General features: G+C 72.2%; 24 protein-coding genes and 4 tRNA genes. 20 read left to right on the forward strand and 8 right to left on the reverse strand.

Translation table 11 applies throughout. The features are described 5' to 3' along the window. The first annotated feature begins 21 nt into the window (after positions 1–21). From KBY47_RS24885 to KBY47_RS24900, 4 genes are all read left to right on the forward strand, one after another. Positions 22–94: transfer RNA gene (locus KBY47_RS24885), tRNA-Glu, on the forward strand. Between the two features lie 29 nt (positions 95–123). After that, positions 124–196 (forward strand) — tRNA-Glu (locus KBY47_RS24890). Positions 197–216: 20 nt separating this feature from the next. Continuing rightward, a tRNA-Gln gene (locus KBY47_RS24895) sits at positions 217–288 on the forward strand. A 28-nt stretch (positions 289–316) separates the two neighbouring features. Next, positions 317–389, forward strand: a tRNA-Glu gene (locus tag KBY47_RS24900). A gap of 192 nt (positions 390–581) precedes the next feature. Here the strand turns inward: KBY47_RS24900 and ndgR are convergent. After that, a complete protein-coding gene (gene ndgR / locus KBY47_RS24905) occupies positions 582–1,298 on the reverse strand; it encodes an IclR family transcriptional regulator NdgR (RefSeq protein WP_010044585.1) in 717 nt (238 codons plus the stop codon). Between the two features lie 187 nt (positions 1,299–1,485). On the opposite strand from ndgR, the gene leuC reads away from it, so the two are divergent. The 4 genes from leuC to KBY47_RS24925 all read left to right on the forward strand — a co-directional run bounded on the left by leuC (position 1,486) and on the right by KBY47_RS24925 (position 4,805). After that, positions 1,486–2,916 carry a 3-isopropylmalate dehydratase large subunit gene (gene leuC / locus KBY47_RS24910; RefSeq protein ID WP_210924421.1) on the forward strand — a complete coding sequence of 477 codons (1,431 nt, stop codon included), beginning with the start codon at positions 1,486–1,488 and terminating at the stop codon, positions 2,914–2,916. Between the two features lie 6 nt (positions 2,917–2,922). Next, positions 2,923–3,516 (forward strand): 3-isopropylmalate dehydratase small subunit, encoded by a 594-nt coding sequence (gene leuD / locus KBY47_RS24915; RefSeq protein ID WP_210924423.1) that lies wholly within the window; start codon positions 2,923–2,925, stop codon positions 3,514–3,516. Between the two features lie 288 nt (positions 3,517–3,804). Continuing rightward, a complete protein-coding gene (locus tag KBY47_RS24920) occupies positions 3,805–4,035 on the forward strand; it encodes a hypothetical protein (RefSeq protein ID WP_210924425.1) in 231 nt (76 codons plus the stop codon). Positions 4,036–4,172: 137 nt separating this feature from the next. Then, on the forward strand, positions 4,173–4,805 hold the full coding sequence (locus KBY47_RS24925) for an HU family DNA-binding protein (protein ID WP_210924427.1): 633 nt from the start codon (positions 4,173–4,175) through the stop codon (positions 4,803–4,805). 85 nt (positions 4,806–4,890) lie between these two features. On the opposite strand, the gene KBY47_RS24930 is transcribed toward KBY47_RS24925, so the two are convergent. Together KBY47_RS24930 and cofC are read right to left on the reverse strand one after the other, a co-directional pair. Beyond that, on the reverse strand, positions 4,891–5,094 hold the full coding sequence (locus KBY47_RS24930; RefSeq protein ID WP_210924429.1) for a hypothetical protein: 204 nt from the start codon (positions 5,092–5,094) through the stop codon (positions 4,891–4,893). Positions 5,095–5,103: 9 nt separating this feature from the next. Continuing rightward, the gene (gene cofC / locus KBY47_RS24935) at positions 5,104–5,742 is read right to left on the reverse strand and encodes a 2-phospho-L-lactate guanylyltransferase (RefSeq protein WP_210924430.1); all 639 of its coding nucleotides are present in this window, start codon (positions 5,740–5,742) and stop codon (positions 5,104–5,106) included. Positions 5,743–5,886: 144 nt separating this feature from the next. Here cofC and KBY47_RS24940 point away from each other — a divergent pair, with 144 nt between their 5' ends. The 3 genes from KBY47_RS24940 to KBY47_RS24950 all read left to right on the forward strand — a co-directional run bounded on the left by KBY47_RS24940 (position 5,887) and on the right by KBY47_RS24950 (position 8,914). Next, positions 5,887–6,678 (forward strand): 1-acyl-sn-glycerol-3-phosphate acyltransferase, encoded by a 792-nt coding sequence (locus KBY47_RS24940; RefSeq protein WP_210924434.1) that lies wholly within the window; start codon positions 5,887–5,889, stop codon positions 6,676–6,678. Further along, positions 6,675–7,685: an NAD(P)H-dependent glycerol-3-phosphate dehydrogenase gene (locus tag KBY47_RS24945; protein WP_210924435.1), complete on the forward strand. Its 1,011-nt coding sequence runs from the start codon at positions 6,675–6,677 to the stop codon at positions 7,683–7,685. Before KBY47_RS24940 ends, KBY47_RS24945 begins: the two co-directional genes overlap by 4 nt. A gap of 71 nt (positions 7,686–7,756) precedes the next feature. Next, complete coding sequence (locus tag KBY47_RS24950) at positions 7,757–8,914, forward strand: D-alanine--D-alanine ligase family protein (protein WP_210924438.1); 1,158 nt, start codon at positions 7,757–7,759, stop codon at positions 8,912–8,914. A 9-nt stretch (positions 8,915–8,923) separates the two neighbouring features. On the opposite strand, the gene KBY47_RS24955 is transcribed toward KBY47_RS24950, so the two are convergent. Beyond that, positions 8,924–9,400 (reverse strand): DUF3515 domain-containing protein, encoded by a 477-nt coding sequence (locus KBY47_RS24955; protein WP_210924440.1) that lies wholly within the window; start codon positions 9,398–9,400, stop codon positions 8,924–8,926. 20 nt (positions 9,401–9,420) lie between these two features. Further along, complete coding sequence (locus KBY47_RS24960; protein WP_210924442.1) at positions 9,421–9,654, reverse strand: Lrp/AsnC family transcriptional regulator; 234 nt, start codon at positions 9,652–9,654, stop codon at positions 9,421–9,423. 253 nt (positions 9,655–9,907) lie between these two features. On the opposite strand from KBY47_RS24960, the gene KBY47_RS24965 reads away from it, so the two are divergent. Together KBY47_RS24965 and thiD are read left to right on the forward strand one after the other, a co-directional pair. Beyond that, on the forward strand, positions 9,908–10,873 hold the full coding sequence (locus tag KBY47_RS24965; protein WP_210924444.1) for a thiamine-phosphate kinase: 966 nt from the start codon (positions 9,908–9,910) through the stop codon (positions 10,871–10,873). Beyond that, positions 10,870–11,658 carry a bifunctional hydroxymethylpyrimidine kinase/phosphomethylpyrimidine kinase gene (gene thiD, locus KBY47_RS24970; RefSeq protein WP_210924446.1) on the forward strand — a complete coding sequence of 263 codons (789 nt, stop codon included), beginning with the start codon at positions 10,870–10,872 and terminating at the stop codon, positions 11,656–11,658. The genes KBY47_RS24965 and thiD overlap by 4 nt, the downstream gene beginning before the upstream one ends. A gap of 108 nt (positions 11,659–11,766) precedes the next feature. On the opposite strand, the gene rpmB is transcribed toward thiD, so the two are convergent. Beyond that, positions 11,767–11,952, reverse strand: coding sequence for a 50S ribosomal protein L28 (gene rpmB, locus KBY47_RS24975; RefSeq protein ID WP_003993230.1), 186 nt, complete (start codon positions 11,950–11,952; stop codon positions 11,767–11,769). Positions 11,953–12,175: 223 nt separating this feature from the next. Here rpmB and KBY47_RS24980 point away from each other — a divergent pair, with 223 nt between their 5' ends. Further along, the gene (locus KBY47_RS24980; protein WP_210924449.1) at positions 12,176–13,882 is read left to right on the forward strand and encodes a DAK2 domain-containing protein; all 1,707 of its coding nucleotides are present in this window, start codon (positions 12,176–12,178) and stop codon (positions 13,880–13,882) included. Between the two features lie 23 nt (positions 13,883–13,905). Here KBY47_RS24980 and KBY47_RS24985 read toward each other — a convergent pair whose 3' ends face one another. After that, positions 13,906–16,839 carry a tetratricopeptide repeat protein gene (locus KBY47_RS24985; protein ID WP_210924451.1) on the reverse strand — a complete coding sequence of 978 codons (2,934 nt, stop codon included), beginning with the start codon at positions 16,837–16,839 and terminating at the stop codon, positions 13,906–13,908. Continuing rightward, positions 16,836–18,716 carry an HSP90 family protein gene (locus KBY47_RS24990; RefSeq protein WP_210924453.1) on the reverse strand — a complete coding sequence of 627 codons (1,881 nt, stop codon included), beginning with the start codon at positions 18,714–18,716 and terminating at the stop codon, positions 16,836–16,838. Before KBY47_RS24990 ends, KBY47_RS24985 begins: the two co-directional genes overlap by 4 nt. 167 nt (positions 18,717–18,883) lie before the next feature. On the opposite strand from KBY47_RS24990, the gene recG reads away from it, so the two are divergent. From recG to rpmF, 6 genes are all read left to right on the forward strand, one after another. Continuing rightward, entirely contained in the window at positions 18,884–21,136 is a 2,253-nt protein-coding gene (gene recG / locus KBY47_RS24995; RefSeq protein WP_210924455.1) for an ATP-dependent DNA helicase RecG, read from the forward strand. A gap of 105 nt (positions 21,137–21,241) precedes the next feature. After that, positions 21,242–21,829 (forward strand): 16S rRNA (guanine(966)-N(2))-methyltransferase RsmD, encoded by a 588-nt coding sequence (rsmD, locus tag KBY47_RS25000; protein ID WP_210924464.1) that lies wholly within the window; start codon positions 21,242–21,244, stop codon positions 21,827–21,829. Between the two features lie 26 nt (positions 21,830–21,855). After that, positions 21,856–22,335 (forward strand): pantetheine-phosphate adenylyltransferase, encoded by a 480-nt coding sequence (gene coaD / locus KBY47_RS25005; RefSeq protein WP_308405275.1) that lies wholly within the window; start codon positions 21,856–21,858, stop codon positions 22,333–22,335. 99 nt (positions 22,336–22,434) lie between these two features. Then, entirely contained in the window at positions 22,435–23,535 is a 1,101-nt protein-coding gene (locus KBY47_RS25010) for an ATP synthase F0 subunit B (RefSeq protein WP_210924468.1), read from the forward strand. Positions 23,536–23,709: 174 nt separating this feature from the next. Continuing rightward, positions 23,710–24,354, forward strand: a complete 645-nt coding sequence (locus tag KBY47_RS25015) for a DUF177 domain-containing protein (protein WP_210924470.1) — start codon at positions 23,710–23,712, stop codon at positions 24,352–24,354. Positions 24,355–24,356: 2 nt separating this feature from the next. Further along, complete coding sequence (rpmF, locus tag KBY47_RS25020) at positions 24,357–24,530, forward strand: 50S ribosomal protein L32 (protein ID WP_003951102.1); 174 nt, start codon at positions 24,357–24,359, stop codon at positions 24,528–24,530. Positions 24,531–24,534 lie beyond the last annotated feature (4 nt).

Below are 24,534 nucleotides of genomic sequence, written 5' to 3' on the forward strand. Positions count from 1 at the left end.
CGCCGCGGATCTCATCCGCAAGCCCCCGTTGTGTAGCGGCCTAGCACGCTGCCCTCTCAAGGCAGTAGCGCCGGTTCGAATCCGGTCGGGGGTACGGTGATCTCTCACGAGATGATCGCTAGGGCCCCCGTTGTGTAGCGGCCTAGCACGCCGCCCTCTCAAGGCGGTAGCGCCGGTTCGAATCCGGTCGGGGGTACTGACTGGTCTAAACCACATTGGTCTATGGTGTAATTGGCAGCACGACTGATTCTGGTTCAGTTAGTCTTGGTTCGAGTCCAGGTAGACCAGCTCGGACCTGCGGAAACGCAGTGTCCAGGCCCCCGTTGTGTAGCGGCCTAGCACGCCGCCCTCTCAAGGCGGTAGCGCCGGTTCGAATCCGGTCGGGGGTACAGATCGCAAGGGGTCCCCGCTTCGGCGGGGACCCCTTCGTCGTACCCGCTTATCACGTGCAACCCCGTGTACGGCGCTAAGAGTTCGGCGTCACAGGGGATGGGCCCGGCCGCGGCGCGTCCGGTTCCGTCGGGGAGAACCTGCCGCGGCGTTGAGGCCGGTTCTCTCCCGACGGGGTGCGGCTGAAGGTTTCAGCCCGTGCGGCGCAGGGCCTCCGAGAGGCGGCCCGCGGCGTCGATGACCGCCTGGGCGTGCATACGGCCGGGGTGGCGGGTGAGGCGCTCGATGGGACCGGAGACCGACACGGCGGCCACCACCCGGTTCGAGGGGCCGCGCACGGGCGCGGAGACGGAGGCGACGCCGGGCTCGCGCTCGCCGATCGACTGGGCCCAGCCCCGGCGTCGTACGCCGGACAGGGCCGTCGCCGTGAAGCGGGCGCCCTGGAGGCCGCGGTGCAGGCGCTCGGGCTCCTCCCAGGCGAGCAGAATCTGGGCGGAGGAACCCGCCTTCATCGTGAGCGTCGAGCCGACCGGGACGGTGTCCCGCAGGCCGGACAGCCGCTCGGCCGCGGCGACACAGATGCGCATGTCGCCCTGGCGGCGGTAGAGCTGCGCGCTCTCGCCCGTGACGTCGCGCAGGTGCGTGAGCACCGGGCCCGCGGTCGCGAGCAGGCGGTCCTCGCCCGCCGCCGCGGCGAGTTCGGCCAGCCGCGGGCCGAGAATGAACCGGCCCTGCATGTCGCGCGCCACCATGCGGTGGTGTTCCAGGGCCACGGCCAGGCGGTGGGCCGTGGGTCGTGCCAGTCCGGTGGCCCCGACCAGACCCGCGAGGGTGGCCGGACCGGACTCCAGAGCGCTCAGGACGAGGGCCGCCTTGTCCAGAACGCCGACGCCGCTACTGTTGTCCATGCAACGATATTCGCGTCTCACTCTGTGAAACGCAAGTTCAATTTTCCGTGGAACACGCCACTCTGGACGGACACAGCGGCCCGCCCGGTGGCGGGCCTGGCGGCGGATGCCCGGACAGGGGCACGGGCGCCGTCACCGCACAGTCTCTAGTTGGGTCGGCGCACCACGGCCGACCGGAGGGAAAGCGATGGGTAGGACACTCGCGGAGAAGGTCTGGGACGACCACGTCGTCCGGCGCGCCGAGGGCGAGCCCGACCTCCTCTACATCGATCTGCACCTGCTGCACGAGGTGACCAGCCCGCAGGCCTTCGACGGGCTCCGCAAGAGCGGCCGCCAGGTGCGCCGTCTCGATCTGACCATCGCGACCGAGGACCACAACACCCCGACCCTCGACATCGACAAGCCGATCGCCGACCCGGTCTCGCGCGCCCAGCTGGAGACGCTGCGCAAGAACTGCGCGGAGTTCGGCGTACGGCTGCACCCGCTCGGCGACGTCGAACAGGGCGTCGTGCACGTCGTGGGTCCGCAGCTGGGCCTGACCCAGCCCGGCACCACCGTGGTGTGCGGCGACTCGCACACCTCCACGCACGGCGCGTTCGGCGCGCTGGCGTTCGGCATCGGCACCTCGCAGGTCGAGCACGTGCTGGCCACCCAGACGCTGCCGATGGCCCGCCCGAAGACCATGGCCATCACCGTCGAGGGCGAGCTGCCCGAGGGCGTGACCGCCAAGGACCTGATCCTGGCGATCATCGCGAAGATCGGCACCGGCGGCGGCCAGGGCTACGTCCTGGAGTACCGCGGCCCGGCCATCGAGAAGCTCTCGATGGAAGCCCGGATGACCATCTGCAACATGTCCATCGAGGCCGGTGCCCGCGCGGGCATGATCGCCCCCGACGACACCACCTTCGCGTACCTCGAGGGCCGTCCGCACGCCCCCGAGGGCGCCGACTGGGACGCCGCGGTGGAGTACTGGCGGACGCTGCGCACCGACGACGACGCCGTCTTCGACGCCGAGGTCGTCATCGACGCCGCCGCGCTGTCGCCGTTCGTCACCTGGGGCACCAACCCCGGCCAGGGCGCGCCGCTTTCGGCCGCCGTCCCCGACCCGGCTTCGTACGAAGACGCCTCGGAGCGCCTGGCCGCCGAAAAGGCCCTGGAGTACATGGGGTTGACCGCCGGGCAGCCGCTGCGGTCCATCGGAGTGGACACCGTCTTCGTAGGTTCCTGCACCAACGGCCGCATCGAGGACCTGCGCTCCGCCGCCGAGATCCTGCGCGGCCGCAAAGTCGCCGACGGCGTACGGATGCTGGTCGTCCCGGGCTCCGCGCGGGTCGGTCTCCAGGCCGTCTCCGAGGGTCTGGACGTGGTCTTCAAGGAGGCCGGGGCCGAGTGGCGGCACGCCGGCTGCTCGATGTGCCTGGGCATGAACCCCGACCAGCTCGCCCCCGGTGAGCGCTCGGCGTCCACCTCCAACCGCAACTTCGAGGGGCGGCAGGGCAAGGGCGGCCGTACCCACCTGGTGTCGCCGCAGGTCGCGGCCGCCACCGCGGTGCTGGGGCACCTGGCCTCCCCGGCCGATCTGTCCGACGTCGCCGACCGTACGCCCGCTGGAGTCTGATCAAGCATGGAAGCCTTCACCACCCACACCGGCCGGGCCGTTCCGCTGCGCCGCAGCAACGTCGACACCGACCAGATCATCCCCGCCCACTGGCTCAAGAAGGTGACGCGGGACGGGTTCGAGGACGGGCTGTTCGAGGCCTGGCGCAAGGACCCGGAGTTCGTGCTCAACCGTCCGGAGCGCCACGGCGCCTCGGTGCTGGTAGCCGGGCCCGACTTCGGCACCGGCTCCTCGCGTGAGCACGCCGTCTGGGCGCTCCAGAACTACGGCTTCAAGACGGTCATCTCGTCCCGCTTCGCCGATATCTTCCGCGGCAACTCGCTCAAGAACGGCCTGCTCACGGTCGTACTGGAGCAGAAGACCGTGGACGCGCTGTGGGAGCTGACCGAGCGCGACCCGCAGGCGGAGATCACCGTCGACCTGGAGAGCCGTGAGGTGCGCGCCGAGGGCGTCACCGCATCCTTCGAGCTGGACGAGAACTCCCGCTGGCGGCTGCTGAACGGGCTGGACGACATCTCCATCACCCTCCGGAACGAGGCGGACATCGCCACGTACGAGGCGGGGCGTCCCGCCTACAAGCCGCGGACCCTCACGGTCTGATCGGCCGGACCGCCGGACCACTCGAACCAGCGGTTCCACAAGGTCGAGTTTCGGCCACCCGACATCGCCCCTGTACCCCCGATCGGCCCGATCGGGGGTACAGCCGTGTCTGGGGTCAGGTCATCCCGCCCGGTGCGGCCGGCGCTCACAACTTCCCACGTTAGAGGGGGTGTTGCCGGGGTACGTGAGCGGTGACCCGATGGCCGCGGCATGGGCCGGGAGGGCCGGTCGAGGCGGCAGTTGCACCCCGAGCAGGCGACAACTCGCCCCAGATGGCACAATCTGTGCATGGAGCGCGACGGCCAACTCGAGCTGTATGCGGCGGTCGCGGGCCAACTCAAGGAAGCGCACGCAAGGGTGCGCGCACTGCAAGTCCCGGAGGGCGTACGGATGGCGCTGACCCGGAAGCTGCTGGTCATTACGGCCGCGGCCAAGCACGATCTCGCCGGTGCGGCAAGGCGTCTGGAGCGGTTCACCGCGGACCTCGACGCGGGGCGATTCCCCGAAGAGGAACGCTGAACAAGTCCGGAACGACCGAGTCGGTTGCGGCACAAGGGTGATTAGCCCGTTTCGTGTTTGATTTGCGGTATATATCTGCCTAACGTGCGAAAAAGCTTGAACACTTTCGTTCTGGCGATGTCTCCGAAGGGGAAGACGTGAACAAGGCGCAGCTCGTAGAAGCGATTGCCGACAAGATGGGCGGCCGCCAGCAGGCCGCCGACGCTGTCGACGCGGTACTGGACGCCGTGGTCCGCGCGGTCGTCGCGGGTGACCGGGTCTCGGTCACCGGCTTCGGTTCCTTCGAGAAGGTGGACCGGCCCGCCCGTTACGCCCGTAACCCCCAGACGGGGGAGCGTGTTCGGGTCAAGAAGACCTCGGTGCCGAGGTTCCGCGCGGGCCAGGGCTTCAAGGACCTGGTCAGCGGGTCGAAGAAGCTCCCGAAGGGTGACATCGCCGTCAAGAAGGCGCCGAAGGGCAGCCTGACCGGAGGTGCCGCCGCCACGGTCAAGAAGGCCGCGGCGAAGAAGACCACCAAGGCCGCCGCCGCGAAGAAGGCCGCGGCCAAGAAGACCACGGCCACCGCCAAGAAGACCACCGCGGCGGCCAAGAAGACGACGGCGAAGAAGGCCCCGGCCAAGAAGACCACGGCCACCGCCAAGACCGCCGCCGCCAAGAAGACCACCGCGAAGAAGGCCCCGGCGAAGAAGGCGACCGCCAAGAAGGCGCCCGCCAAGAAGTCGTCGGCTCGCAAGACCACCGCCAAGAAGGCCACCGCCCGCAAGAAGTGACGGGCACGGGCACAGGGGCACTCACGCGCCGGGCCGGACTCCCTCGGGAGCCCGGCCCGCGGCCGTGTTCGGGGTGTCCGGGGACTCAGAGCGTCTGGAGCGTGACCAGCGTGATCCGGCGCTCCTCGCCCTCGCCCGCCGTCTCGATCCGCACCCGCTGACCGGGCCGCAGCAGCCGCAGCCCACCCGCGTCGAACGCGGCGGCGTCGAAGGGGAGCGGGGTGCCGTCGTCGAGCAGCACCTGCCCGCTGCGCGTCCCGGCGTCGTACGTGTATGCGGTCGCCTGCATGACGGCAGCCTACTGCCCGGCAATCAACAGCCGCGCGCCCACCGCCGCCGTATGGGGCCCCACGCCCAGCGCGAGCGCGGCGCGCAGATCCTCGCCGGTGTCCACGTCCTGGCGTACGGAATCCACCGCCGTGAGCCGGAGTTCCACCGCTCCCGAGGCCTGGTGCCGGGCCCGGGAATCCACGCCGAATGCCGGGCGCAATTCCTGGCCGGCGACGGCGGCCAGCAACGTCGTACCGATTGCGGCCGCATCGGGGAGAAAAGCGCGCGGGAATTCGGCGGCGGCGTCCAGGACCCGGGTCAATTCCGCCGGACGCAGCGCCGGAAGATCGGCGTTGAGGGCGGCCACGGCGCTTTCCGGGCGCAGGGCGCGCACGTTCGCCGCGGCGTGCGCCAGCGCGGCGTTGAGGCCGCCCGCGGGCTCGTCGGGGACGATCCGGGCGCCGAGCGCGGTCAGCTCCCGCGCGGCCAGCGCGTCGTCCGTGACGACTGCCACATCCCGCACCACCGGCGCGGCCAGCGCCGCGGCCACGGTGTCCTGCGCGAAGGCGAGGGCGAGGCCCGGGCGCAGCCCGTCCGCCGCGGTGTCCGCGAGCCTGCTCTTGGCCCGCGCCAAAGGCTTCAGGGGTACCACCAAGGTCCACTGCACGAGCGTTCCGTCCCTCTCTTGTCGCGGCCATTGTCACCCGGACCTCACGGACGCTGCCGAGTCGGGGCGTACGGTGTGCTCGACAGACAGGCGGCCTGGAGCGACACTTGTGCGGCCCCCCAGGCTCTAGAGGAAGGTGTTCGCGTGCCCCGCCGCAGAATCGGCTTCTGGTACCGCTTCGCCGCGGTGATCTGCAAACCGCCGCTGGTGGTTCTGCTCAAGCGGGACTGGCGTGGAATGGAACATATTCCGGCCGCGGGCGGATTTATCACCGTGGTGAACCACAATTCCCACGTCGACCCCTTCGCGTACGCGCACTTCCAGTACAACACCGGTCGGGTCCCGCGATTCCTGGCGAAGAGCGGGCTTTTCAAGAAGGGGTTCGTCGGCGCCGCGATGCGCGGCACCGGGCAGATCCCCGTCTACCGCGAGAGCACCGACGCCCTCAGCGCCTTCCGGGCCGCGATCGACGCGGTGGAGCGCGGTGAGTGCGTCGCGTTCTACCCCGAGGGCACCCTCACCCGCGACCCCCACGGCTGGCCCATGACGGGCAAGACCGGCGCCGCCCGCGTCGCCCTCCAGACCCGCTGCCCGGTCATCCCGGTCGCCCAGTGGGGCGTCAACGAACTGCTGCCGCCGTACGCCAAGAAGCCCCACCTGCTGCCCCGCAAGACCTCGCACGTGCTGGCGGGCCCGCCCGTGGACCTCTCCCGCTTCTACGGCAAGGAGATGACCGCGGAGGTGCTCAAGGAGGCCACCGAGGTCATCATGGCCGCCATCACCCGCCAGCTGGAGGAGATCCGCGGCGAGAAGGCGCCGGACAGGGTCTACGATCCGCGCGAGGTGCGGATCCAGCAGAGGCGCAGGACCCAGGCGCAGACCGGACGCGACGGCCGGCAGAGCCAGGGCAGCGGAACAGGGGAGAGCGGCAAGTGAGCAAGCCCGTCAAAGCGGCGGTGTTCAGCGCGGGTTCATGGGGTACGGCGTTCGGGATGGTGCTCGCCGACGCCGGGTGCGAGGTGACCCTGTGGGCGCGCCGCCCCGAGGTCGCCGACGCGATCAACTCGACCCGGACCAACCCGGACTACTTCCCCGGCGTGGAGCTCCCGCGGAACCTGCGGGCGACCACCGACCCGGCCGAGGCCGCCGCCGGAGCCGACTGGACCGTCCTGTCGGTGCCCTCCCAGACCCTGCGCGACAACCTCGGCCACTGGACACCGCTGCTGGCGCCCGACACGGTCCTCGTCTCCCTGATGAAGGGCGTCGAACTCGGCACCACCATGCGGATGAGCGAGGTCGTCCAGGACGTCACCGGCGTGGGCCCGGAGCGGGTCGCCGTGGTGACCGGACCCAACCTGGCGCGCGAGATCGCCGCCCGGATGCCCGCCGCGGCCGTGGTCGCCTGCACCGACGAGACGGTCGCCCAGCGCCTCCAGGCCGTCTGCCACACGCCGTACTTCCGGCCGTACACCAACACCGACGTCGTCGGCTGCGAACTCGGCGGCGCCGTCAAGAACGTCATCGGGCTCGCCGTGGGCATCGCCGACGGCATGGGCCTCGGCGACAACGCCAAGGGCTCCCTCATCACCCGCGGACTCGCCGAGACCACCCGGCTCGGGCTCGCCATGGGTGCCGACCCGCTCACCTTCTCCGGACTCGCCGGGCTCGGCGACCTGGTGGCCACCTGCTCCTCACCGCTGTCGCGCAACCACACCTTCGGCACCAACCTGGGCAAGGGCATGACCCTGAAGGAGACCATCGCGGTCACCCGGCAGACCGCCGAGGGCGTCAAGTCCTGCGAGTCGGTGCTGGATCTGGCCAGGCGGCACGGTGTCGACATGCCGATCACCGAGACGGTCGTCGCCATCGTGCACGACGGCAAGCCCCCGGTGGTGGCGCTCAAGGAGCTGATGTCGCGCAGCGCGAAGCCCGAGCGACACTGAGCCACGGCGACCGCGCGGGCGCCGTGGGGGTCGCTGACTAAGCCGATACCAACGGGTACTCTCATCGCGATATGAGCACCGAGAACCTCCCCCAGAGCCCCGAGCAGCCGTCCCGCAAGCCGCGGGTGGCCGTCGTGTTCGGTGGCCGCAGCTCCGAACACGGGATCTCCGTGGTCACCGCCGGCGCCGTCCTGCGGGCCATCGACCGCACCAAGTACGAGGTGCTGCCGATCGGCATCACCCAGGACGGCCGTTGGGCGCTCACCGCCGACGAACCGGAGCGGATGGCGATCACCGAACGCCGTACGCCCACCGTCGACCAGCTCGCCGAGTCCAGCGAGGGCGGTGTGGTGCTCCCCGTCGACCCCGCCAACCGCGAGGTCGTCTACGCCGAACCCGGCTCGGTGCCCAAGGCCCTCGGCGAGGTCGACGTGGTCTTCCCGGTGCTGCACGGCCCCTACGGCGAGGACGGCACCCTCCAGGGGCTGCTGGAGCTGTCCGGGGTGCCGTACGTGGGTTCGGGCGTGCTGTCCTCGGCGGTCGGCCAGGACAAGGAGTACATGAAGCGGGTGTTCACCTCCTTCGGGCTCAAGGTCGGCCCGTACGTGGTGATCCGGCCGCGCGAGTGGCAGCGGGACGAGTCCGCCGCCCGCAAGAAGATCGTCGACTTCGCCGGTGAGCACGGCTGGCCGCTGTTCGTGAAGCCCGCCCGCGCGGGTTCCTCGATCGGCATCACCAAGGTCGACGGCATCGCCGGGCTCGACGAGGCGATCGCCGAGGCCCAGCGGCACGACCCGAAGATCCTGGTGGAGGCCGCGCTGCGGGGCCGGGAGATCGAGTGCGGGGTGCTGGAGTTCGAGGACGGCCCGCGCGCCTCCGTCCCCGCGGAGATCCCGCCGCCCGACGCACACGCCTACTACGACTTCGAGGCCAAGTACATCGACTCCACGCCCGGCATCGTGCCCGCCCCGCTCACCGACGAGGAGAGCGCCGAGGTGCGCGCGCTCGCCGTCGAGGCGTTCGAGGCGGCGGCGTGCGAGGGGCTGGTGCGCGCGGACTTCTTCCTCACCGAGGACGGCGAGTTCGTGATCAACGAGATCAACACCATGCCCGGCTTCACGCCCATCTCGATGTACCCCCAGATGTGGCAGGCGACCGGCGTCGGCTACCCCGAACTGGTGGACCGCCTGATCCAGGCGGCACTGCGACGCCCGACGGGACTGCGCTGACGCGAGCCGTCAGTCGGCGATCCCTTCGGGGATCGCCTTCTTGACGGCATCGGCGAGATCGATCAACGCACCCGAACTGTCCCGCCCCTCAGGCACCGTGACCTCCACATACGCCCTCCGGTTCGCCGTGGTGAACCGGAACGCCCCGTCGCCCGCGGCCTCCTGGAGCCAGTCGACCCCGTTCACCCCACCGGCGACCGCCTTCGGGTCGGTCATCTCCGGCGGCCGGACGACACCGCAGCGCAGTATGATCGCCGGGTTTCCCCAGCCCGCCGTGAGGGCGGACCGGGGCTCGGGATCACGGCGTTCCACACCGGCGACCTCGCGCGGCAGCGCCTTGTCCAGGTTCTGGCACAGCTCGGTGACCTCCGCGTCCGGGCTGGGAACCGTGGTGGCGGCGCTGTCGTCGCTTGAGGAGCAGCCCGCGACGGCGATCAACAGAGCGAGCGCGGGCAGACTGAGGGGCCGGTGACGGGAGAACTTCACCGGCCAAGGGTAGACGGGGGCTACAGATGGACGACCGGGCAGGTCAGGGTGCGGGTGATGCCGTCCACCTGCTGGATCTTGGCGACCACCATCCGACCCAGGTCGTCGACGGTGTCGGCCTGGGCACGCACGATGACGTCATAGGGTCCTGTCACGTCCTCGGCCTGGATCACCCCCGGGATCTTGCTGATCGTCTCAGCGACGGTCGACGCCTTGCCGACCTCCGTCTGGATCAGGATGTACGCCTGTACCACGGAACCTCCAGGGCGGCCACGAGGATCATGTGGGGAAAAGGAACGCCACGGTATCGCGTCGCCGCTCGCCGCGGGGAGACCTGCGGAAACCGGGGCCCGCGCGCCGGGGGACGGGCGCCACTGAAGTCGACGGTCACCTCGGGTGTCACCCAGGGGGTGTCACCCGGACCATGACTTCGACCGTAACGAGCACACTGATGACGCGCGAGCGGGAACGGACCGGGATGACTGGCATAGAAGGGGCGCAAGGGCGATGAAGGGCACTGTCGGTGAGCTGGGGGAATTCGGGCTCATCAGGGAACTGACCTCCCGTCTCACCACCACCCCGGCGGTTCGGGTCGGCCCCGGCGACGACGCCGCGGTGGTGGCCGCACCCGACCGCAGGGTCGTGGCCAGCACCGACATCCTGGTGGAGGGGCGGCACTTCCGCCGCGACTGGTCCACCGCCTACGACGTGGGGCGCAAGGCCGCCGCGCAGAACCTCGCGGACATCGCCGCCATGGGCGCCGTACCGACCGCCCTGCTGCTCGGCCTGGTGGTGCCCGCCGAACTCCCGGTGACCTGGCCGACCGAGCTGATGGACGGGCTGCGCGACGAGTGCCAGGTCGCGGGCGCCTCGGTGGTCGGCGGCGACGTCGTCGGCGGCGACACCATCATGATCTCGATCACCGCGCTCGGTGATCTGCGCAACCAGGAGCCGGTCACCCGGGCCGGCGCCCAGCCCGGCGACCTCGTCGCGGTGACCGGCTGGCTGGGCTGGTCCGCCGCCGGACACGCGGTGCTGTCGCGCGGCTTCCGCTCCCCGCGCGCCTTCGTCGAGGCGCACCGGCGTCCGGAACCGCCGTACCACGCGGGCCCCGCCGGGGCGGCGCTCGGCGCGACCGCCATGTGCGACGTGAGCGACGGACTCATCGCCGACCTCGGGCACATCGCCGAGGCCAGCAAGGTGCGGATCGACATCCGGTCCGCCGCGATCGACATCCCGTCCCAGATGAACGACATCGGCCAGGCCGTCGGCGTAGACCCCGTGCAGTGGGTGCTGACCGGGGGCGAGGACCACGCGATCGTGGCGACCTTCCCGCCGGACGTGAAGCTGCCCGCCCGCTGGAAGGTCATCGGCGAGGTCCTCAACCCCTCCGCGCTGCCCCAGGTGACCGTCGACGGCGCGCCCTGGACCCGTAAGGGCGGCTGGGACCACTTCGGGGACATCGAGTCATGAGCCTGCCCCGCGTGCTCACCGTGGCCGGGTCCGACTCCGGCGGCGGGGCCGGCATCCAGGCCGACCTGAAGACGATGCTGGCGCTCGGCACCCACGGTATGAGCGTGATCACCGCGGTGACCGCGCAGAACTCGCTCGGGGTGCAGGGCGCCTGGCCGCTGCCCGTGGACGCGGTACGGGCCCAGTACCGCAGCGTCGTCGACGACATCGGCGTACAGGCGGTCAAGACCGGGATGCTGGCGTCCGCGGAACTCGTCGAGGCGGTCGCCGAACTGATCGGCGGGACGGACGTGCCCGCCGTCGTGGACCCGGTCGGCGTCTCCAAGCACGGCGACTCCCTGCTGGCCGCCTCCGCCCTGGACTCCGTACGCACCAGGCTGCTGCCGGTCGCCACCGTGGCCACGCCCAACCTGGACGAGGTGGCGCAACTGACTGGCGTCCGCGTCGAGTCCGAGGAGCAGCTACGACCGGCCGCCGCGGCCGTGCTGTCGTACGGCCCCCGGTGGGTGCTGATCAAGGGCGGGCACCTGCCCGGGGAAGCCGTGGACCTGCTCACCGACGGCTCCGTGGAGCACTGGCTGCGGGCGCCGCGGCACGACAACCGGCACACCCACGGCACCGGCTGCACCCTCGCCTCCGCGATCGCCGCGGAGCTGGCCAAGGGGCGGTCCGTGCCGGAGGCGGCGGTGGCGGCGAAGGAGTACGTCACCGGGGCGATCGCCGCCGGGTTCGCGCTGGGGGGCGGGATCGGGCCGGTGGACCACGGGTGGCGGTTCCGTAGCTGAGTACGGCGTAGCTGAGTACGGCGTGGGTGAGCACGGCAAAAAGCCGGTCCACCGAGGTGGACCGGCTCTGTGCAGCGAACCGACGGTGGTCGCGCGCTTAACTGGACGTCAGCGCGAGACCTTGCCGGCCTTGATGCACGAGGTGCAAGCGTTCACGCGCTTCGGCGTCCCGCCCACCACGGTACGCACACGCTGGATGTTCGGGTTCCAGCGGCGGGACGTACGGCGGTGCGAGTGCGAGATGTTGTTGCCGAAGCCCGGCCCCTTGCCGCAGACGTCGCAGTTGGCAGCCACGGGTCACTCCAAAGACTTCAGATGCACTTACGGTTGATCCCGGCATGCCGGGATCAAGATCACGGACTCTGCGAGCCCGGTGCGATCTGAGTGGCGCTGCCAGGGGGAATGGCCCGATCAGGATCGGGCAACCGGAGCAGCATACAACGGCTGCGCCCGTACAACGAAACTACCATGGCGGGCTACGCTGCGTGCCACGTCCAGCCAGCTCAAGGAGGCGCAGGTGGCGCAGGTGCCGCAGACATTCTTCGATGCTCTGGCGGTGCGTACCTGGTGCGGTCTCGCGCTGACGGCGCTCGGCCGGGCCCGCGAGGAGATCGACGCGATCAACGTCTACCCCGTGGCGGACGGGGACACCGGCACCAACCTGTACCTGACCGTCGAGTCGGCCGCCGCCGCGGTGGAGGCCGTGTTCGCCGCGCACGAGGTGGGCGGCGGCGACCGGGACCCCGCCGGTCCCGGGAAGCCCTCGGTGGCCGAGGCCGCGCGGGCGATGGCGCACGGTGCCCTCATCGGGGCGCGCGGCAACTCCGGGACGATCCTCGCGCAGCTGCTGCGCGGCATGGCCCAGGTGCTCGCCGCCGACGGTGAGACACCCCACACCGACGGGCAGGGGCTGCGGCTCGCGCTGCGGCACGCCGCCGAGGCGGCCCGGCAGGCGGTCGCCCACCCCGTCGAGGGCACCGTCCTGACGGTCGCGTCGGCCGCCGCCGACGCCGCCGAGACCGCGGCGGCGGCCGTCGGCGACTGCGGGGACGTCGCGCGGGCCGCCTACCGGGGGGCACGCGCGGCGCTCGCCGCCACCCCGGACCAGCTCGCGGTGCTGGCCAGGGCCGGAGTGGTCGACGCCGGCGGGCGGGGACTCGTGGCCGTGCTGGGGGCGCTGGTGGAGACGTTCACGGGCGAGACACCCGGGGCCGTGGCGGTGTCCGGCGCCGCCTTTGAGGCGCACGCGCGCGTGGCGGACGAGGCCGCCGAGGAGTGCGCCGCGGAACCGGAGGAGGACGGGCCCGCCTTCGAGGTGATCTACCTCCTTGAGGCCGACGACGCGGCCGTGGCCCGGCTGCGGGAACGCCTCGACCCGCTCGGCGACTCCCTCGTCGTGGTCGGCGGGGACGGGCTGTGGAACGTCCACGTCCACGTCGACGACGCGGGCGCCGCCGTGGAGGCGGGCGTCGAGGCCGGACGGCCGTACCGGATCCGGATCACCCACTTCGGCGCCGGGGACGTGCACACCGCGCGGGGTGAACGCCCGCCCCGGGAGCGGGCCCAGCGCGCCGTGGTGGCCGTGGTGCCCGGTGAGGGGCTGGCCGGACTGTACGCCGACGCGGGCGCGACGACCGTGCTGGCCCGGCCCGGGGAGCCGCCCGCGAGCGGGGAACTCGTCGAGGCCGTACGACGGGCCCACGCGCGCGAGGTCGTGCTGCTGCCCAACGACGCCGACCTGCGCCACACCGCCGCCGCGGCGGCCGAGCAGGCCCGCACCGAGGGCATCCGGGTGGCGCTGATCCCGACCCGCTCCGCCGTGCAGGGCATCGCGGCGCTCGCCGTGCACGAGCCGGAGCGCCGCTTCGACGAGGACGTGGTGTCCATGACCTCGGCGGCGGGCGCCACCCGCTACGCCGAGGTCACCGTCGCCGAACGGCAGTCCTGGACCACCGCCGGGATCTGCCAGGCCGGGGACGTCCTCGGCCTCATCGACGGTGACGTGGCCGTGATCGGGGCCGAGGTCACCGCCACCGCCGAGACCGTCCTCGACCGGATGCTCGCCGCCGGGGGCGAACTGGTCACCATCGTGCTCGGCGACGGGACCCCTAAGTCCGTCGCCGAGCACCTGGAGCACCGCGTCCGTGAGGCGTACCTCGCCGTCGACACGGTGGTGTACCGGGGCGGACGGCAGGGATCGCTGCTGCTCATCGGGGTCGAGTAGGCCGAGTGCGCCGAGTAGGCCCCTTACGTCTCCTGCTCGGTCATCAGCTGGAGCATCTGCTCCGCCTCGGCGCGCCGGGCCCGTACCGTCTCGTCGTCCCCGGCGGCGTCGGCGTAGGCCCGCAGCACCGCACGCGCGCGTGCCGTCGCGTCCGCCGGGCGGCCCAGGTCGGCCTCCAGCCAGCCCGCGGCCAGCTCGGCGGCGGTACGGCTGTGCAGCCCGTCGGCGCCGAGCGCGCCGAACGCGTCCATCGCCAGCGCCATCTGCGCCAGGGCCGCCTCGAAGGCCTCCTGGATCGAGCCGTCCTCGGCGTCCTCGGCGGACGAGCGCGCCAGCAGGTCGCCGAACTGGCGGTGGGTGTGGCCCAGTTCCTCGGTGAGCCGCCGCCGGGCCTCCGCGTCGGCCGTCGGCCGCGCCAGCGCCGCCACGCACTCGCGGACCGCGTCCGCCATCAGCCGCCGGGCACCGTCCGTGCCGCTCCCGGTGCGCAGGGCGAGCCAGGCGCGGGCCCGCAGCGAGCGCACCAGACCGTGCACGTTGTCCAGGGACCGCCACAGCTCGCCCGCGCGCGTGTACGCCCGGTCCGCCTCGGCGGGCAGCCCGGCCTGCCCGAGGGACTCCGCGGCCAGGTGTGCCAGGGTGGCGTGGTCCTGCTGCTCCGGCCAGTGCCGGGCGATGTCGGCGGCCTGGAGCCGCCGCTCGGCCGCCGCGTGGTGCTCGCCCAGCTCGCTCAGACAGTCGCCGAGCCACCACTGGGTCTGCACGACCGCGCCGTCGCCGTGCGTCTCGGCGGTCAGGTCGGGCAGCGCCGACTCCAGCACCTCGGCGGCCTCCGCCCAGCGGCCCTGCCGCAGCAGGAACCCGCCCAGCAGATGCCGCGCCCAGGCACCGAGCGCCGGGCCCCCGCCCGCCTCGTCCGCCCAGTGCGCCGCCTCCAGAGCGTGCTCAGCGGCCTCCTCGGGCCGTCCCGTGGCGCCGAGCACCTCGGCGAGCTGGAGGTGCAGCTGGGCCCGACCGGGCGGCTCCAGGTACGGTCCGCCGTGCTCCAGGGCCGCCCGCAGCGCCCGCTCGGCGCCCGCCAGGTCGCCCAGTTGCTGGGCGAGCGCGGCCGACTGTGCCTCGTACTCGACCGCGAACCAGGGCAGCCCCGCCGCCACGAAGTCCGCCGTGGCCCGGTCGAGCCGCCGCACCGCCTCCGGGGCGTCCCCGCCGTGCGCCGCCAGCTCGCCCAGCATGGCCCGCGCCTCGGCGGCCCGCGCCGCGAGCCGGACGTCGTCCCCGCCGTACCCGTCGACGAGGGCCAGCACTTCCCGTACGGCCGCCTCCGCGTCGCCGACGGACGCCGGGGACGGGGGACCGTCGCCGCCCTGGTGCACCGCCCGCATCAGGATGCGGGCCCGGCCCATCAGGACCGACGCCGTCTGCCGCAGACCGGTGCCGCCCTCCGCGTACAGGCCGAGGACGCGCTCGTACGGCTCCGCCACGGCCGTGAGCGCGGCGTCCCCGTCACCGGCGAGGGCGCGCAGGAACGCCCCACGCGCGCGTGCCGCCAGCGCCTCACCCGGGTCGCCCGCCTCGGCGTACAGGACTGCGGCCCGCTCGAACAGCTCGACGCCCCCGGGGCCGGCGTCCATCGCGCGGTGGTCGGCGATCTCCGCGCGGGTACGGGCGTCCAGTTCGACGCCCTCCGCGGCCCGCTCGACCGCCGCCCACGCCTCCACGGCGTGCGGGCGCAGGTTCTCCGACAGCTCCCGCGCCTCGGCGAGCAGGGCGGGCAGGTCCCCCTCGGCGGGCCGGGGCGCTGCGGCCGGCGGCGGGGCGACCGGGGACGAGGCCGCCGGACGTGCCGTGCGCACCCCGAGCGGCAGCCGGTCGGCCAGCGGGCGCCGGTCCATACGCGCGCGTGTCTGCTCGCCGACGTACGGAGTGCCGTTGCGGGCGTCGAACCGGGCGGCCAGCTCCAGGGCCTGCTCGCGCGCGTGGACGGCGAGTTCACCGGCCGTCCAGCCGCGGCCCGGCGGACCCGGCACCTGCCGGTCGGCGAGGCCCAGCGCGGTCAGCCGGTCCATGAGCAGGGTCACCACGCTCAGGAACTCCATCAGGCTGCGCGGATTGCCGGTGTCCGTGAAGTACGCCGGACGCTCCGCGAGCAGTTCGAGCCCGCGCGCCTCGTTGCCGGTCAGCGCGCAGAACTCCACGTGGTCCGCGAACGCGCCGCGCATGCTCTCCATCGTCCGCACCAGCCGAAAGCCCCGCAGATGGTTGGCGCGCGCCTCCTCAAGGCGGCCGAGCCGCAGCAGTGACGTCAGTGACGACGCGAGCGCGGCGTGCGGCTCGTGCGCGCAGGTGTACTCGCCCTCCAGCACCGGCGCCCACAGCCGCAGCGCCTCCTCGTCCCGCCCGCGCTCCGCCTGCCACCAGCCCTGCGAGTGCATCTCGCACGCGTGGCAGTCGGCCATGGCATCCCTCTCGGCGGCCAGCCACGCGGCGTACGCGCGATCGGCGCGGGCCATGTCGCCCACGTGCGCGGCCACGCTGAACTCGGCGCTGCGCACGGCCCGTTCCGAGTGCCCCGCCAGCCGGTAGCGGTGCTCCATCTCACCGAGCCACTTCTCGATGGACGCCAGCGGGATGTGCGGCTGGCCCAGCATGCCCGCCGTCATCCACTTGAAGACCCAGTGCAGCGAATGCGTCTCGTACTCGTCGAAGTCGCCCGGGTCCTCGTCCCACATGCGCAGCAGCCGCGCGAAGGGGACGAACATCTTGTCCTTCTCCGAGCTGTAGTTGTAGACCTGCAACTGGTGCCCGAGCGCCTCGATCACGGCCAGCGGGGTGTCCAGCTTCTCGGCCTCGGCGAGCAGTTGCTCCGCGCGCGCGTTGCGGGCGGGGCCCTCCGGCTGCTCGGAGTTCTCCGCCATCGCCCTGCGCAGTGCGTCGAAGTCGGTGATCTCACTCATCGCTGACCGCCCCCCGCGGTGTCGGAGCCGGAACCGGAGTCGTTGTCGCCATGGGTGGCCCACTCCAGCAGGCCGATGAACGCCCGGTTCAGCAGCGCCGAGTCGGCGGGCCTGAGCGGGCGCTGCGCCATCAGCAGGGCCTGCCCGTACAGCGACTCCGTGGCGGTGCCGATCAGCTCCCGGTCGCCGAGCGAGCTGACCTTGCGGACCAGCGGGTTGAGGTGGTTGAGCACCAGCCGCGCGCGCGGGGCGCTGCCGCGCAGCGAGCCCAGGATGCCCGCCCACAGGTCGTCGGCCCGCTCCTCGGCCTCCGCGCGGGCCTGCTCGTGCCGGGCCGCCCGGTCGTCCAGGTGCAGCGCGGGCACCGACAGGGGATGGAAGGCGCGCAGGGCGACATCGCAGCCCAGCGGGTCCAGGGCCGCCCGCGCGGCCGCCAGGAAGCCCGACAGGGCCAGCTCCTCGGCCGGGTCGACGGTGTCCAGGTGCGCGGTGACGGTGTCGGCGTCCAGCTCGGCCACCGCCGTGCCCGGGCGCACCGAGGGCAGCGCCTCGACCAGCTCGCTGTCGTAGGTGTAGCCGCCGTTGACGACGCCGACGCCCTGTGCGGAGGCGATCGGCGCGACCTGCCGGAACTCCTCCACGGTGCGGGTGAAGTGGACCACCGGGTGCCGCTGCGCGAACTCCTCCAGGGACAGCCGCCCGTCGGTCGTCTCGAACGGCAGCCACGGCAGCATCGTGCGCAGCATGTCCCGGTCGTGCCGCGCCAGCGACTTCACGCCCAGGTGGTGTACGGCCAGGAAGGCCGCCAGCCGCTCCGGGTCACCGGCCGCGAGACCGGTCAGCCAGGAGCGGATCCTTTCGCCAAGCGCCTCGCGCACCGCGGCGAGGGTCTCGTCCTCGTACAGCGACTCGCGCGAGGCGGTGGGCCGCAGGCTGTCCGTGTCCAGCACACAGCGCACGAAGAACGCCCAGTCGGGCAGCAGCTGTTCGGCCCGCTCGGTCAGGAGCATGCCCTTGAGGTGCACCCGGTGCCGGGCCCGCTGCGCCGGGCTGACCGCGGAGGGCAGCACGTACGCCACCCCGCGGATCCCGGCGAGCGGCACGTCCAGCTCGATCGAGTCCAGCGGGGTGAAGCCGAACAGCTCGTGGCAGTGCCGGGCGAGGGCGACCCTGCGGGTGGCGGGGGAGGGGTACGGCCGGTCCCAGGGCGCGGGCAGGTCGGTGACCGCCTCCCCGCCCACCCGGACGTCGTACGGCAGCAGCGACCCGAAGTCCCGTGCCAGGGCGAGCACCCGCTCTTCGGTGAGCCACTCCCCGGCACCGGCCCGCGCCACCAGGTGCACGGTGGTGCCCGGTTCGGTCCTGGCCTCGTCCGGCAGGGTCCGTACGGTGTACGAACCGTCGTCGGTCGCCGTCCACTCCACGGGCCGGGCGTCCGGCGTCCGGGCGCTGCGGCTGACGACGCGGATCCGCTCGGCGACCACGAAGCAGGCCAGCAGCCCGATGCCGAACTGGCCGAGGAAGTCGGCGCGGGCCTCCTGGAGCCCCTCGACCCCCTGGGCCGTACCGCCGCGCTTGGAGCTGCGGCCGATCGTCGCCAGCAGGTCGTGCACATCGGCCTCGGTGAGCCCGACACCGGAGTCCTCCACCCGCAGGGCGCCGCCCTCGGCGGTCAGCCGGACCCGGGCCGGGGCGCCGGGCTCCAGGGCACGCCGGGCCGTGACGGCGTCCACGGCGTTCTGGAGCAGCTCGCGCAGGTAGACCCTGGGGCTGGAGTAGAGGTGGTGGGAGAGCAGGTCCACCAGGCCGCGCAGGTCGACCTGGAACGTATGAGGTGACTGGGGTGCCTGGGATGACTGTGAGGTCTGGAAGTCCATCGTCGCTGCGCCGGTGGGGGGACGTGCGACGGCGCGGGGTCGGGCGGCCCCGGTGAGGCGGTGACCGCGGGAGGGATGGCCGGAGCGCGCCATCCTACGGCCGCAACCAGCCGCCTGACCAGGGGTTTCCCGGGACGTATACGGCAATGTCAGTGGTGTGGTGTGCAATGGATCTCGTGCCCGCACTGGAAGAACCGCTGAAGAAGGTGCTCGGCCCCGCCACCGCGAAGGTGATGGCCGAGCACCTCGGCCTGCACACCGTCGGTGACCTGCTCCACCACTACCCGCGCAGATACGAGGAGCGCGGCCAGCTCACCCACCTCGCCGACCTCCCCATGGACGAGCACGTCACCGTGGTCGCGATGGTCGCCGACGCCCGGCTGCACACCTTCGCCTCCAGCAAGGCCCCGCGCGGCAAGGGCCAGCGCCTCGAGGTCACCATCACCGACGGCAGCGGACGCCTCCAGCTGGTCTTCTTCGGCAACGGCGTCCACAAGCCCCACAAGGAGCTGCTGCCGGGCACCCGGGCGATGTTCGCGGGCAAGGTCTCCGTCTTCAACCGCCGCCTCCAGCTCGCCCACCCGGCCTACGAACTCCTGCGCGGCGACACCGAGGAGGCCGTGGACGCCTGGGCCGGCGCCCTCATCCCGATCTACCCCGCCACCGCCAAGCTGGAGTCCTGGAAGATCGGCAAGGCGATCCAGACCGTCCTGCCCAGCGCCCAGGAGGCCGTCGACCCGCTGCCGGACGCCCTGCGCGCGGGCCGGGGCCTGGTCCCCCTCCCCGAGGCCCTCCTCAAGATCCACCGGCCGCACACCAAGGCCGACATCGCCGACGCCCGCGCCCGCCTCAAGTGGGACGAGGCCTTCGTCCTCCAGGTCGCCCTCGCCCGCCGCCGCCGCACCGACACCCAACTCCCGGCCGTGGCCCGCCGGCCACGCCCCGACGGCCTCCTCACCGCCTTCGACGACCGTCTCCCCTTCACCCTCACCGACGGCCAACGCAAGGTCTCCGAGGAGATCTTCACCGACCTGGCGACCGAACACCCGATGCACCGACTCCTCCAGGGAGAGGTCGGATCGGGAAAGACGATGGTGGCGCTGCGCGCCATGCTCGCCGTCGTCGACGCGGGCGGGCAGGCCGCGATGCTCGCGCCCACCGAGGTGCTCGCGCAGCAGCATCACCGGTCGGTCGTGGAGATGATGGGCGAGCTGGCCGAGGGCGGCATGCTCGGCGGGGCGGAGCAGGCCACCAAGGTGGTGCTGCTGACCGGCTCCATGGGCGCCGCCGCGCGCCGGCAGGCGATGCTCGACCTCGTCACCGGCGAGGCCGGGATCGTGATCGGCACCCATGCGCTGATCGAGGACAAGGTGCAGTTCCACGACCTCGGCCTGGTCGTCGTCGACGAGCAGCACCGCTTCGGCGTCGAGCAGCGCGACGCCCTGCGCGGCAAGGGCAGGCAGACCCCGCACCTGCTGGTCATGACCGCCACCCCCATCCCGCGCACGGTCGCGATGACCGTCTTCGGCGACCTGGAGACCTCCGTCCTCGACCAGCTCCCCGCCGGTCGCTCCCCGATCGCCAGCCATGTCGTCCCCGCCGCCGACAAGCCCCACTTCCTCAGCCGGGCCTGGGAACGGCTGCGCGAGGAGGTCGGCAAGGGGCACCAGGCGTACATCGTCTGTCCCCGGATCGGTGACGAGGAGGACACACCCGGCAAGAAGAAGGGCGCCCAGAGCGCCCAGAGCGCCCAGAGCGCCCAGAGCGCCCAGAGCGCCCAGGGCGCCCCGGACGACGCCGAGAAGCGCCCGCCGCTCGCCGTCCTCGACGTCGCCGACCAGCTCGCCAAGGGCCCCCTGAAGGGCCTGCGGGTGGAGGTGCTGCACGGCAGGATGCCGCCCGACGACAAGGACGCCGTGATGCGCCGCTTCGCCGCGGGCGACACCGACGTCCTGGTCGCCACGACCGTCATCGAGGTCGGGGTGAACGTGCCAAACGCCACCGTCATGGTGATCATGGACGCCGACCGCTTCGGCGTCTCCCAGCTCCACCAGCTGCGCGGCCGCGTCGGCCGTGGCTCGGCCCCCGGCCTGTGTCTGCTGGTCAGCGAGATGCCGGAGGCGAGCGCGGCCCGGCAGCGGCTGAACGCGGTCGCCGCCACCCTCGACGGCTTCGAACTCTCCCGCATCGACCTCGAACAGCGCCGCGAGGGCGACGTCCTCGGCCAGGCCCAGTCCGGCGCCCGCACCAGCCTGCGCATGCTCGCCGTCATCGAGGACGAGGAGATCATCGCCGAGGCGAGGGAGGAGGCCACCGCGGTGGTGGCGGCGGACCCGGACCTGGCCAGGCTCCCCGGCCTGCGCGCGGCGCTGGACGCCCTCTTGGACGAGGAGAGGGAGCAGTACCTGGAGAAGGGGTGACGGATGCCCACCCCAGGGGCGGGGCCGTCCTCCATATGCGGCTACCGCCGCGCGGGCGCGACCAGCCACACTGAACCTGTAACCGCCTACGACCAAGGACCACAGATGACCCGCGTGATCGCCGGCACAGCCGGCGGCCGTCGCCTCGCCGTCCCCCCGGGGACCGGAACCCGCCCCACCTCCGACCGCGCCCGCGAGGGCCTCTTCTCCACCTGGCAGTCCCTCCTCGGCGGCCCCCTGGACGGCGAACGCGTCCTCGACCTGTACGCCGGTTCCGGCGCCGTGGGCCTGGAGGCCCTCTCCCGTGGCGCCGGTCACACCCTCCTCGTGGAGGCCGACGCCCGCGCCGCCCGCGTGGTCCGGGAGAACGTCAGCTCGCTCGGCCTCCCCGGCGCCGAGGTCAGGACGGGCAAGGCCGAGCAGATCATCCGCACCGCCCCACCCGAGCGGCCGTACGACCTGGTCTTCCTGGACCCGCCATATGCCGTTATGGACGACGATCTTCGGGAGATTCTGCTCACACTCCGCACGGAGGGGTGGCTCGCGGCCGACGCCCTCGTCACCGTGGAGCGCAGCACCAGAGGCGGGGAGTTCCGGTGGCCGGACGGTTTCGAACCGCTCCGGGCCCGTCGCTACGGCGAGGGAACGTTTTGGTACGGTCGCGCCGCCTCTACGTGCGAAGACGCACGATGACCGGACCGGAGAGCGAGGGATCACAAGTGCGCCGCGCCGTCTGCCCCGGGTCGTTCGACCCGATCACCAACGGACACCTCGACATCATCGCCCGCGCCTCCCGTCTGTACGACGAGGTCTACGTCGCGGTGATGATCAACAAGTCCAAGAAGGGCCTGTTCGAGATCGACGAGCGGATCGACCTGATCCACCAGGTCACCGCCGAGTACGGCAACGTCCGCGTCGAGGCCTTCCACGGCCTGCTCGTCGACTTCTGCAAGCAGCGCGACATCCCCGCCATCGTCAAGGGCCTGCGCGCCGTCAGCGACTTCGACTACGAGCTCCAGATGGCCCAGATGAACAACGGCCTCACCGGTGTCGAGACGCTCTTCGTGCCCACCAACCCCACCTACAGCTTCCTGTCGTCCTCCCTGGTCAAGGAGGTCGCGCAGTGGGGCGGCGACGTCTCCCACCTGGTGCCGCCCCAGGTCCTGACCGCCCTCGCCGAGCGGCTGCGGGGGGACTGAACGGCTGACGGGCCGTCACGTGGTGTCCCCCGGGCGCCCCATGGCCGTACAGTCGTCCCGTCCGTCTCCATCACAGCTGTAGAGAGTGGCGAGCACACGGTGGACGTGCAGAAGAAGCTCGACGAGATCGTCGCCTCGGTCTCCAGTGCCCGGTCGATGCCGATGTCGGCGTCCTGCGTGGTCAACCGCGCCGAACTGCTCTCGATGCTCGAGGAGCTGCGCGCGACCCTGCCCGACTCCCTCGCCGAGGCCCGGGAGCTGATCGGCGGCCGGGAGCAGATGGTCGAGCAGGCCCGCCAGGAGGCCGAGCGGATCATCTCCAGCGCACACGCCGAGCGCGGCTCACTGATCTCCGACACCGAGATCGCCCGCCGCTCCCAGGCCGAGGCCGACCGGATCCTCGCCGAGGCCCGCAAGGAGGCCGAGGAGGTCCGCGCCGAGGCCGACGACTACGTCGACTCCAAGCTCGCCAACTTCGAGGTGGTCCTCACCAAGACCCTCGGCTCCGTGGGCCGCGGCCGGGAGAAGCTCCTCGGCACCGGTCCCGGCCTGGACGAGCAGGGCTACGAGGACGAGGACGCCCCCGAGCGCAGCCACGACCCGGAGACCCTGCGCCGCACCGCCGACGAGTACGTCGACGTCAAGCTGGGCGCCTTCGAGGCGGTCCTCGCCAAGACCCTGGAGGCGGTCGGCCGCGGTCGCCAGAAGCTGCACGGCCGGATCGCCACCGACGACCTCGGCGCCCTCGCCGACGACACCACCACCGTCCAGCACAGCAGCGACGCCGACTACCTCGCCGACCTCGCCGCCCTCACCCAGAGCGAGACCCGCGCCGAACAGCCCGCCCAGGTCCCGGCCCAGCAGCCCTACGGCGGCCGTGACGACTCCTACGGCGCCCAGGAGGAGTCGTACGGCGTCCAGGACGAGCAGTACGCCGGCCAGGACGCCTACGCCTACCAGCAGCAGGCCCAGAGCGACCCGTACGGCTACCAGCAGCAGTACGCCCAGCAGGACCCGTACGGCTACCAGCAGGCCGATCCCTACGCCGCCTATCCGCAGCAGCCCGCCTACCCGCCGCAGCAGCCCCAGCAGGGCTACGGGCAGGACCCGGGCGCGCTGGAGGAGACCAGCCTCTTCGACACCAGCATGATCAGCGCGGAGCAGCTGCGGGCGTACGAACAGGGTCGCGGCAACGGCTGACGGTGCCGATTGGGCCGTATGGGAAAGGTCCAGTATCCTGGCTCTTCGGTCGCGCATGCGCTCACGCCTTCTCACGGGCGTCGCAGGCGTCCGCGGTCGCCGCTGCCCGGAACAGGAACATGTGCACGGGTGGCGAAACTCCCCAGCGCCCCAGCTCAGAGATCGAAAGCAGGAATGGCCTCCAACGCCCGCCTCGACCACCGCAACCCCCTCGTGTTCGACACGCACGAGCTGGGCCGGCGGCCCGGCGCGCTCCAGCGGCTGTCCCGCACGGTCGACGCCCCGAAGGACCTCGGTCTGAAGGACGTCATCGAAGTGCCGCAAGGTGCTCCGGTCGAGCTGGAGCTGCGGCTCGAGTCGGTCATGGAAGGTGTGCTCGTCACAGGCACCGCCCGTGCACGGGCCGAGGGGGAGTGCGTAAGGTGTCTGGAGCCGCTCCAGCAGGAGCTGGAAGCGGACTTCCAGGAGATGTTCTCGTACCCTGACGCCGACGACCGGGGCCGCGTGAAGGCGGAACCGGGCGACGACGCCGAGGACGACGAGGACAGGCTCTTCCTCGAGGACGGCCTGTTCGACCTCGAACCCGTGCTGCGCGATGCGGTGGTGCTCGCACTGCCGATGCAGCCGGTGTGCCGGGAGGACTGCCCGGGTCTGTGCGCCGAGTGCGGTGCCCGGCTCGCGGACGACCCGGACCACCACCATGACGCCGTCGACATCCGTTGGGCGGCATTGCAGGGACTCGCCGGTTCGCTCGAACCAGGCGACAAGGACGACACGAGCGGCGCCGAGACGGGCGTCGACGAGAAGCAGGAGAAGTAGCCGTGGCTGTTCCGAAGCGGAAGATGTCGCGCAGCAACACGCGCCACCGCCGGTCGCAGTGGAAGGCTGCGGTCCCCACCCTGGTCGCGTGCGAGCGCTGCCACGAGCCCAAGCAGCAGCACATCGCGTGCCCGTCGTGCGGCACCTACAACAAGCGCCAGGTCCTCGAGGTCTGAGCGG

The organism is Streptomyces sp. B93, from assembly GCF_018070565.1.
GTDB lineage: Bacteria > Actinomycetota > Actinomycetes > Streptomycetales > Streptomycetaceae > Streptomyces.

Excerpts from the sequence above, each read along its gene's own strand:
- ndgR (WP_010044585.1), bottom strand. The coding sequence starts at position 1,298 with ATGGACAACAGTAGCGGCGTCGGCGTTCTGGACAAGGCGGCCCTCGTC.
- leuC (WP_210924421.1), top strand. The coding sequence starts at position 1,486 with ATGGGTAGGACACTCGCGGAGAAGGTCTGGGACGACCACGTCGTCCGG.
- leuD (WP_210924423.1), top strand. The coding sequence starts at position 2,923 with ATGGAAGCCTTCACCACCCACACCGGCCGGGCCGTTCCGCTGCGCCGC.
- KBY47_RS24920 (WP_210924425.1), top strand. The coding sequence starts at position 3,805 with ATGGAGCGCGACGGCCAACTCGAGCTGTATGCGGCGGTCGCGGGCCAA.
- KBY47_RS24930 (WP_210924429.1), bottom strand. The coding sequence starts at position 5,094 with ATGCAGGCGACCGCATACACGTACGACGCCGGGACGCGCAGCGGGCAG.
- KBY47_RS24950 (WP_210924438.1), top strand. The coding sequence starts at position 7,757 with ATGAGCACCGAGAACCTCCCCCAGAGCCCCGAGCAGCCGTCCCGCAAG.
- KBY47_RS24965 (WP_210924444.1), top strand. The coding sequence starts at position 9,908 with ATGAAGGGCACTGTCGGTGAGCTGGGGGAATTCGGGCTCATCAGGGAA.
- thiD (WP_210924446.1), top strand. The coding sequence starts at position 10,870 with ATGAGCCTGCCCCGCGTGCTCACCGTGGCCGGGTCCGACTCCGGCGGC.
- KBY47_RS24985 (WP_210924451.1), bottom strand. The coding sequence starts at position 16,839 with ATGAGTGAGATCACCGACTTCGACGCACTGCGCAGGGCGATGGCGGAG.
- KBY47_RS24990 (WP_210924453.1), bottom strand. The coding sequence starts at position 18,716 with ATGGACTTCCAGACCTCACAGTCATCCCAGGCACCCCAGTCACCTCAT.
- recG (WP_210924455.1), top strand. The coding sequence starts at position 18,884 with ATGGATCTCGTGCCCGCACTGGAAGAACCGCTGAAGAAGGTGCTCGGC.
- rsmD (WP_210924464.1), top strand. The coding sequence starts at position 21,242 with ATGACCCGCGTGATCGCCGGCACAGCCGGCGGCCGTCGCCTCGCCGTC.
- KBY47_RS25015 (WP_210924470.1), top strand. The coding sequence starts at position 23,710 with ATGGCCTCCAACGCCCGCCTCGACCACCGCAACCCCCTCGTGTTCGAC.